The sequence below is a fragment of the Nocardioides jensenii JCM 1364 = NBRC 14755 genome (assembly GCF_001552535.1).
Lineage (GTDB): Bacteria > Actinomycetota > Actinomycetes > Propionibacteriales > Nocardioidaceae > Nocardioides > Nocardioides jensenii.
This window is the reverse complement of the sequence record NZ_BCRJ01000010.1, coordinates 48773-56268: the sequence shown is the minus strand read 5'-3', so window position 1 is coordinate 56268 and position 7496 is coordinate 48773. Positions and strand designations below refer to the sequence as shown.

10 protein-coding genes and 1 pseudogene are annotated in these 7496 nt (G+C 68.4%); 5 read left to right on the top strand and 6 right to left on the bottom strand.

Annotated elements, in window-relative coordinates; all coding sequences use genetic code 11:
* The 3 genes and pseudogenes from NJ4_RS05420 to NJ4_RS26510 form a co-directional block, all read left to right on the top strand.
* A partial coding sequence (locus NJ4_RS05420; RefSeq protein ID WP_281178258.1) for a helicase-related protein occupies positions 1–1291 on the top strand: 1291 nt, incomplete at its 5' end.
* Positions 1291–1647 (top strand): annotated as a pseudogene (locus NJ4_RS27135) (Swt1 family HEPN domain-containing protein); the annotation flags it as partial. The gene NJ4_RS05420 and the pseudogene NJ4_RS27135, both read left to right, overlap by 1 nt.
* A 173-nt stretch (positions 1648–1820) precedes the next feature.
* On the top strand, positions 1821–2390 hold the full coding sequence (locus tag NJ4_RS26510) for a DUF3320 domain-containing protein (RefSeq protein WP_245644466.1): 570 nt from the start codon (positions 1821–1823) through the stop codon (positions 2388–2390).
* A 235-nt stretch (positions 2391–2625) separates the two neighbouring features.
* Here NJ4_RS26510 and NJ4_RS05410 read toward each other — a convergent pair whose 3' ends face one another.
* From NJ4_RS05410 to NJ4_RS25920, 6 genes are all read right to left on the bottom strand, one after another.
* The gene (locus NJ4_RS05410) at positions 2626–3540 is read right to left on the bottom strand and encodes a hypothetical protein (protein ID WP_067431353.1); all 915 of its coding nucleotides are present in this window, start codon (positions 3538–3540) and stop codon (positions 2626–2628) included.
* A gap of 196 nt (positions 3541–3736) precedes the next feature.
* Positions 3737–3895, bottom strand: coding sequence for a hypothetical protein (locus NJ4_RS25540; RefSeq protein WP_157550776.1), 159 nt, complete (start codon positions 3893–3895; stop codon positions 3737–3739).
* 20 nt (positions 3896–3915) lie between these two features.
* Positions 3916–4977, bottom strand: a complete 1062-nt coding sequence (locus NJ4_RS05405; protein ID WP_067431350.1) for a DUF4192 domain-containing protein — start codon at positions 4975–4977, stop codon at positions 3916–3918.
* 15 nt (positions 4978–4992) lie between these two features.
* Positions 4993–5319 (bottom strand): hypothetical protein, encoded by a 327-nt coding sequence (locus NJ4_RS05400; protein ID WP_157550773.1) that lies wholly within the window; start codon positions 5317–5319, stop codon positions 4993–4995.
* Positions 5320–5663: 344 nt separating this feature from the next.
* Positions 5664–6368 (bottom strand): hypothetical protein, encoded by a 705-nt coding sequence (locus NJ4_RS05395; RefSeq protein WP_067431344.1) that lies wholly within the window; start codon positions 6366–6368, stop codon positions 5664–5666.
* Complete coding sequence (locus NJ4_RS25920) at positions 6365–6532, bottom strand: hypothetical protein (RefSeq protein WP_169799216.1); 168 nt, start codon at positions 6530–6532, stop codon at positions 6365–6367. Before NJ4_RS25920 ends, NJ4_RS05395 begins: the two co-directional genes overlap by 4 nt.
* A 541-nt stretch (positions 6533–7073) precedes the next feature.
* Between NJ4_RS25920 and NJ4_RS05390 the strand changes: the two genes are divergently transcribed.
* Together NJ4_RS05390 and NJ4_RS05385 are read left to right on the top strand one after the other, a co-directional pair.
* The gene (locus NJ4_RS05390) at positions 7074–7286 is read left to right on the top strand and encodes a hypothetical protein (RefSeq protein ID WP_067431341.1); all 213 of its coding nucleotides are present in this window, start codon (positions 7074–7076) and stop codon (positions 7284–7286) included.
* Position 7287: 1 nt separating this feature from the next.
* Complete coding sequence (locus NJ4_RS05385; protein WP_067431339.1) at positions 7288–7491, top strand: helix-turn-helix domain-containing protein; 204 nt, start codon at positions 7288–7290, stop codon at positions 7489–7491.
* Positions 7492–7496: the final 5 nt, after the last annotated feature.

Here is a 7496-nt window from a genome sequence, read left to right as displayed (position 1 = left end):
CGGGCGCGTTGCCCCGCCGATCATGGGCTCCTACGCCAAGACCCACGAGCGCGGCGCGAGCGGCGGCGTCGACCAGGGCGGCCGTGCCTCGACGATCGCCGGATTCGCCCCGGCCACAGCTGGGCCGCGCAACGCCGCGGGCGAGCCCTCGGCCAAGGACGAGTTCGACATCCTGTTCACCACCGACGTGCTGGCCGAGGGCGTGAACCTCCAGCAGGCCGGGCAGATGATCAACTACGACCTGCCGTGGAACCCCATGCGCATCGTCCAGCGCCACGGCCGCGTCGACCGCATCGGCTCCAAGCACGACTACGTCTTCCTCGGCCTGTTCTTCCCCGCCGAGCGCCTCGATGCCCTCCTCGCGCTGGAGTCACGCCTGGAGGCGAAGCTCGCGCTCGCAGACGCCGCAGTCGGTGCCGGGGAGGTCCTCCCGGGGCGCGGTCCGGGACACGATGTCAACCTCGCCGACGACCGGGTCATCGACGAGTTTGAGAAACTTCTCGACTCGGGCGGCTCAAGCGCTTCGCTGTCCGGTGAGGAGTACCGCCGGCGCCTCTTCGGGGCCTTCAGCATGGAGCCGGTCCTCAAGTCCGACGTCCTGTCCCTTCCCTACGGATCCGGCAGCGGGTTCGTGAACCCGGTCGTCCACGGCAACGGCTACGTCTTCTGTGTCAAGATCGGCAAGAGCTCCAAGCCCTGGTTCCGCTACGTCCCCGCCACCGACGACTGGACGCTCCGCCTCACCGAAGACGGCGAACCGATCGTCTCCTCGGACACCCTCATCTCGCTGCGTGTCGCAGACCCGGAGAACTCCAACGCGGAGCGCTGGCTGCCCGATGACGTCTACGACCACGCGTTCGACGCGTGGGAGATCGCTCGCGACAGCGTCTACGCAGCGTGGCAGGAACTGACCGACCCCAACGCGTTCCAGCCCGACCTGCCGCTGTCCTTCCGCGATGCCTACGCGCTGGTGCTCCGCAAGGGCGGCTACCTCGGCAAGGACGCACAGATCTCCCTCGCCAACCGGCTGCGCAGCGTGCCCTCGGCCAAGGTCGCCCGGCAGGTGCGCGGTGCACTCAACCAGGGCGCCACCGACGAACAGCGCATCGGACTCGTCACCGAGGTCCTCGACGAGGCTGGCATCACCGCCCCACCACCTCGCGAACCACTGCCGGACATCGAGAAGCACGAGGTTCGGCTCGTGACGTGGATGGCGGTCAAGGGAACCCGCGGCCAGGAAGAGGCGCTGGACCAGATTCCCGGAACGAAACTCTCGGGCGAGCTCTTCTGATGGCCTTCGACGCTCGCTACTCCGTCGACAGGGGTCTGCACCACCTCGCTCAGCGACTCGACCCGATCATCGGCGCCAGGCTGGCGCCGAGCCTCGGTGGGCTGCCGTGGCCGACAGTGCTCACCGAGCTGGACAAGATGCGCGGCAGGCCGCCGAAGTCGTGCGTCGCGACCGACCTTCAGTCGCAGCTCAAGGCGATCACCGAGCGCCTCGGCAACCTGGGCTTCCCCTTCGATGACCACACACGCCTGGTCAGTGCGCTCGGCAGTGAGCTGCGGATCGTCCGCAACCGCTGGGCGCACCACGACGAGCTGACGACCCTGGATGCGTGGCGTGCCCACGACTTCGCCGTGCGGCTGCTGGAGCACTTCGACGACAGCGAGGGAGTCGCGGGAGCGAGCAGGCTAAGAGAGGAGGCGTTCCACGCGCTCGCCGAGGAGAAGGGCGTCACTCCATACGGCGGCCCGGTGAGCCCTGAGCCCATCGTGCCGGCAACCCCCCCCCCGCGAAAGCGCTCGCCGCCGCGGACGTGGTCCGCCCCGACCCTGGCGTACTCACCCGCGCCGACGCGAGCGCCACCCCGACCATCGGATCGGGTCGCCTCGAGTTCGAGCCCTGGGCCGTGGTCCCCGTGGGCGATGTCTCGGTGCTCGATGACCTCCCCAAGAAGGTTGCCAAGGAGAAGGTCCGCGCCGTTGCCACAGAGATCGCAGAGTTTGAGGGACCGATCCACATCGACCGGCTCGCCCAGCTCACCGCCGCCTCTTTCGGAGTCCAACGCCTCTGGCCGGCTCGTGAGAAGAAGATGACCTACCAGATCCGGCAGGCCGGTCTGCTGGTCGACGACGACAAGTTTGTGTGGCCGACCGACCTCGACCCGAACAGGTGGGGCGAGTTCCGCCCCAATGACAGCACCGTCGGCAGGCCCTTCATGGAGATCAGCCCAGTCGAGATCGCGAACGCTATGCGCCTCCTCAAGAACGGCACCCCGAGCATCAGCAGCGTCGACCTCGACGCCGCGACGCTGCAGACCTTCGGTCGCAAACGGAAGACGAAGCAGTTCGCAGCCCACCTCGACCAAGCCCGAACCTTGCTTTGACGTTGTTCGCCGCTGGTTACCGCGGTGGAGCGCTCGCGCTGACTACTCGGTTTCGCCGTATGGATCCTCACCGGCGATGAGACGCAGGTGGTCGCGGTTTGGCCACCCGTGATCGACCCGCAACCGTGCGTTCTCGATCAAGTGGACGGCGGGACAGTCAGGGTCGTTGCACGGCCCGAAGAACAGGTCGGCCTCGAGGTGGAGGTCATCCACGGTCGATATCCCTTCTTTGTTTTCAGCGGAGCGCGGTCGGATGTGCCAGCACTAGGCCGTTCCCCTCGTGTCCGGCCGGCACGGACTCTCCCTGCGCGCATGCCTGCTTGCGTTCCTCCGCGGCTGCGCTGATGCGGTGCACCCGCTCCAGCGAGGCGGAGCCGTGCTGCCACTGCGCGAGCTGGATCAGCGAGCCAGCGAGCCCGCGCTGGGCGACGATGCAGTCGGCGTCGCGCTGTACCACCGAGCGCCAGGCCCGATCGGCAGCCGGTGCGATGTAGCTGACCGCCACCAGCACGCCGGCCGCGACCCCGATCGCAGGATCGCCGCCCGGTTGGAAGCCCTGGAAGACGGCGAGGACACCGACCACGACCCGAAGATGCCACGCGAACCCGCCGGCGGGCACCCACGAGAACAGGCGCGCGATCTGCCGCACAACCACGAACACAAGCATCCAAGGCAGCGCCCACAGCCGCGCCGCCAGGTCGAACCGGGACGGGCCGACTCGCTGGCTCGCGACCGCGTGCCCGATCGCCATCGCGGCGTCCTCGGTCGTCAGTCGACGCTCGTACAGGCCCTGCACCAGCCACGGCTCCACGATCACCGTACGGCGCCCGATCGGTGTTGCGGGCAGCCTCGCGTCGTCGTCGAGCCGCACCAGGACCCGCCCGGGGGCGAGGTCGAGCTTCTCGAGGAGGGCCAGCGTCGGGTCGAGGACGGAGCGTTGCCCGGGACGAAGGCCGCGGGCAAACCCGAAGATCCGGGCAACGGGAGCCTCCAGCCAGCCACACGCCAAGATGAGCGAAACCAGCAGCGTGCCCAGGAACGCGAACACCAGGCCCTCGCCGGGCAGGAAGCCCAGGCCGATGACCGCGACAAAGCTGCCAGCGAGACCAGCCGGCACGACGGCGCACAGGCGGATCAACTTGGTCGACATCCGCATGTTCCTCACGTCCCCTCGTGGCGGGACTCTTCATGAATCCGCGCCAGCCGGCACGACCCGAACGCGCCGACACTTCCACTCTGAGTGTGTACCGAACCACCGACAGCGCAACCGCAGCGCCGTCGGCCTGTGGATACCGGTCAACTATCCACAGGTTGCAGGTCGGATCCTTGACAAGTGCCCCGGACGCCTACTCGCGCAGGCACATGTCCAGGCGATCCTGGTCGGCCAGGGAGAGGTGGACGACGTCGATCCGGGGCTGTCCCGGCGCGGGTCGCGCAGCGAGTGGGGGAGTGGTGGTGAGGAGCTGCGCGAGGCGCTTCTCCAGTCGAGAGCGAGTGTTCTGCACGGGTCTGGTCTCCGTCCTTCTCAGCGGCCAGGGGTCGACGACTCCGGGCCGTCGACGCCGTGGGTGTTGTGGGCGTCCTGGTCGTGGGTGCGGCGCTCCGGCGCGGTCCTGTCGCGCAGGGCTGCCTGCTGCATCAGCGAGCCCGCGGCCTGTGGTTGCAGCGCACGCTCCCACTCCCGCGGGTCGATCGCCTGCTCAAGGGCGGTCGCCACGAGGTCAGCCAGCGGCGGACGCGGCTCGGAGATCTGATCGAGCGCCACCCACGCCTGCGCGCCATTGCCCTCCAGGTACGAGCTGAGTGCCAGCATCGCCGCCGGAGTATCACGCACCTCGTCCGGCGCGCGACGGACGAGGTCGTGCCAGAACTCCGAGTAGACCGGCGCATTCTCACGCGTCATCCGCATCTCGGCCACGTTCCTAGCTCCGCTGTCGTGGATCACAGCCAGGACGCGGGCCGCGTCGACGTCGGAGAGGTACTCCCGATCGCTCCGGAACTGGTCAAGCCGAGTTCCCAGCCACCCGACCTCGGCACGAAGGGCAGCGGCGTCCATGTCCAGAACACGGGCCTCGGCAGCCGGCAGATGCTCGGCGACCGCAGTGGGGTCGCCCTGCATCGCGGCGGCGAGATCCTCCCGCGTGGCGACCGGCATGGCCCGGCCCATCAGGGCGAACTCTGCGGCCATCCGGACGCGGGTCGCCGGGTCGACAGTCCCGCTGGTGCCGTCGAGGACGTCGAACCACTCCTCGCCGTTGACCCATAGCATCGGGCCGACGTCGGGACCGCGGTCGCTGTCGACCAAGGTCTCGCCCAGGGCGGCAAGAGCCTCGATGCAGGCCCGCCCGTCCTCGCCGAACGCGATGAGTGCGACACCGCGAGTCGGGTGCCGACGGAGGTAGACGTCGGACATCTGGTCCAGGAACAGCCTCATCGCCTCGGGCGAGTCCGGAAGGTCAAGGCGCGCGGTCGGTCCGCCGCCGATTGCGAGGCACACCATGCTCGACTCGATTCGCTGGAAGCCCAGCAGGTGCGGGACGTAGGCGATCAGCTCGTCATGCGATCGGATCGTGAGCGTGTTGTTCATCGAGGACCCACCTGTTCAAGTTGGCGCGGACGTTTTCTGGAGAAGCAACCGGCGAACCGGCGGATCGGACAGCCGGGCGGCTACCGATCTGGGGCCGACGTCGAACGAGCCTGACCCGGCGCGTCGGCGGGCATCCACCGCGACGGTCCGGAAACGAGCTGGTTGAGCGCGACGGCTTGCAGCGGTGCCGGGCGGAGTGTCGCTTGGGATCACGATCCCCTTGTTCGCCTCGTCGAGCTGCTCGAGCGCGGTCTCCCAGGTGCGGCCCGTCAGGTGCCCGAGCTGAACGCGGTCTGCGTCGGTGCGTTCGATGAGGCGGTCGACCTCCTCGCTGGTGAACACCGAGCGACCCTGCGCGTCGCAGTCCGCGACGAACACTCCCGGATACGGGCCGGGCTGGTGCGGTCAATAGGTCCTCCCAGACCTTCCAGGCCGCCTCGGCGGGCAGGGCCGCCGCGATCTCCGCACTGGAACCCACGGAGATGTCGCTGTGGATGTACTCCCGGCCCAACTCGAGGCTCCGCTGGTCGCTCGGGCCTGGCACGGGGGTCACCAGGAAGCCCGACTTGTCTCCCAGGCCGAACTCCTCGAAGAGCTCGAGGACGGCGTTCACTCTCTCCGGTGGGCAGGAGTAGACGATGACTTCGATCGGTGTGCGATCACCCATGGCGCGTGCACCTTTCCTTTCAGATGGCGATGCCGGGGTCGGCCGGCTTGTCGGGCTGGTGGGTCTGCTGAGGACCGCTGGACCACGACTGGCGGCTCGTGTGCGTGGCCGCGTAGCTGAGGGAACCGGCGAGCGCCGCTGAGGTCCGCGCCCGGGACTGTGCGCTCTCGATCACCGAGCGCATCATCGACACGCCCTCGTCGGCCCGGGTCACCTCCTGCCCGGCGTGGTGGACCCGCGAGTCGAGGAGCATCAGTGCATCGGTCGCGGCCGCTGACTCAGCGGCGTGCTGGGCGTGGCGGGTGATCTGTTCCGCGACCGTCCGCGCCAGCGTGACGACCTCGGTCAGGATGTCGATCTGGGTGCGCAGTGCCCGGACGTCCGTGTCACGGTCATCCCCGTCGATGCCGCGCGCGAGCTCGTCGCCAGCGCGCTCGATGGCGCTGCCGGCGGCGGTGAGGTGGCGGGTGAGGTCCTCGCCGAGCTCGTTCATCAGACCGGACCTGTTGCGCAGCCGCGCCAGTTGGTCGCCGGCGGACTCCAGGTGGAAGTCCCGCCGCTCCTCCTGGTGCGCGTAGAAGGCGTCGGTTGCCGCATCATCGAGGACCCGCAGAGACGACGCGGCAAGGTCGCCGAGCTCGTCGACGGTGTCAGCGGCCAGCCGCAGCGCTCGCTCCGCGTCGAAGACGGCGTCGGCGGCCGCGAGCACCTCGCACTCCTTCATCGGATCTCACCGAACCTGCGCCCGGGGTCATCGACCGTGGCGAGGATCGACCTGAGCTGTTTCGCCGCCATCCTGGTCTGCGTCAGCTGGTCGCGCAGCGCAACTACTGGGTGAGCCTGGGTGATGCCGGCGGAGCCGGTCGAGTTGTTCGGGAACTGGTTCATCGGGCTGCCCTCCTCGTGAGATGTGTGCTCTGCCGCGGAGAAGCAACCGGTCGCGTCCTCGATCGGACAGCCGAGTCAGAACAACCTGACCGAACACGACCCAGCGGGGGAGAAGGTCCGAGGTCTTCCGCCCGGGCGGACTGGTCGTCGACACTTGCTGGTCACGGACGACGAGGTGGCGTTACGCGCTCTGCCTGTGGCGCGGGCGGCATCCACCCTGGCGCCACTCGAAGTCGACACCGACAGAGGCCTACCGCCGCCCCGTCGTTGCGACCAGCGAGTTGGAAACCTGCGTCGGCCTCGCAACCCGACGAGTTGGACCTGACCGATGTTGCCACCCAACTCTGTAGGGCCTCACGTCGAGCCTTGCGGGCCAGGCCGAGCGAATGCGGAATGTGGCACTGGCGCGTGATCGCCGGCACCGCTGCGTGACCTAAAGGTGATCGAGAACGTCCGACGGCAGGTGTCCGAAATTCCACGATCGCGGTTGCTTCTCCAAACAGACAGCAACCTGCGGTCGATTCACGAAAGGAGTTGGGCCGTGACCATCGCCCCGATCCGAGTCCCCGATGAGTGGGACGACAACGGCATCATCCTGTTCGAGGAGTTCTGCGCCCTCACCCGTACGCCGCAACGCGCGGTACGCGAGTGGCACCGTTGCGGTCGAGGCCCGACCTGGCACCGGTTCAACGGCAACGGCCGGCTCTACATCACGGTCGCGGAGCTGCGACGCTTCCTGAGAGGAGGCCGGTGACATGCCTTCATTGCGACGGACCGGCCAGCCGATCCCTGGCGACAAGCACTGGATGACCCTCCAAGAGGCCGCGGTCTACATCGCGACGTCCGTCAAGACCGTCCGCCGGCGCATCGCCAGCGGTGACCTGCCGGCCTACGTCTGCGGTAAGCGCGGGCTGCGAGTACTCCGCGAGGACCTCGACAACCTGATGAGACCGGTCTGAACGAG

Bases quoted from the DNA above. Each gene is read 5' to 3' on its own strand.
- NJ4_RS25920 (WP_169799216.1), bottom strand. From the start codon at position 6,532: ATGAACCAGTTCCCGAACAACTCGACCGGCTCCGCCGGCATCACCCAG.
- NJ4_RS05405 (WP_067431350.1), bottom strand. From the start codon at position 4,977: ATGAACAACACGCTCACGATCCGATCGCATGACGAGCTGATCGCCTAC.
- NJ4_RS05410 (WP_067431353.1), bottom strand. From the start codon at position 3,540: ATGTCGACCAAGTTGATCCGCCTGTGCGCCGTCGTGCCGGCTGGTCTC.
- NJ4_RS05395 (WP_067431344.1), bottom strand. From the start codon at position 6,368: ATGAAGGAGTGCGAGGTGCTCGCGGCCGCCGACGCCGTCTTCGACGCG.
- NJ4_RS05385 (WP_067431339.1), top strand. From the start codon at position 7,288: ATGCCTTCATTGCGACGGACCGGCCAGCCGATCCCTGGCGACAAGCAC.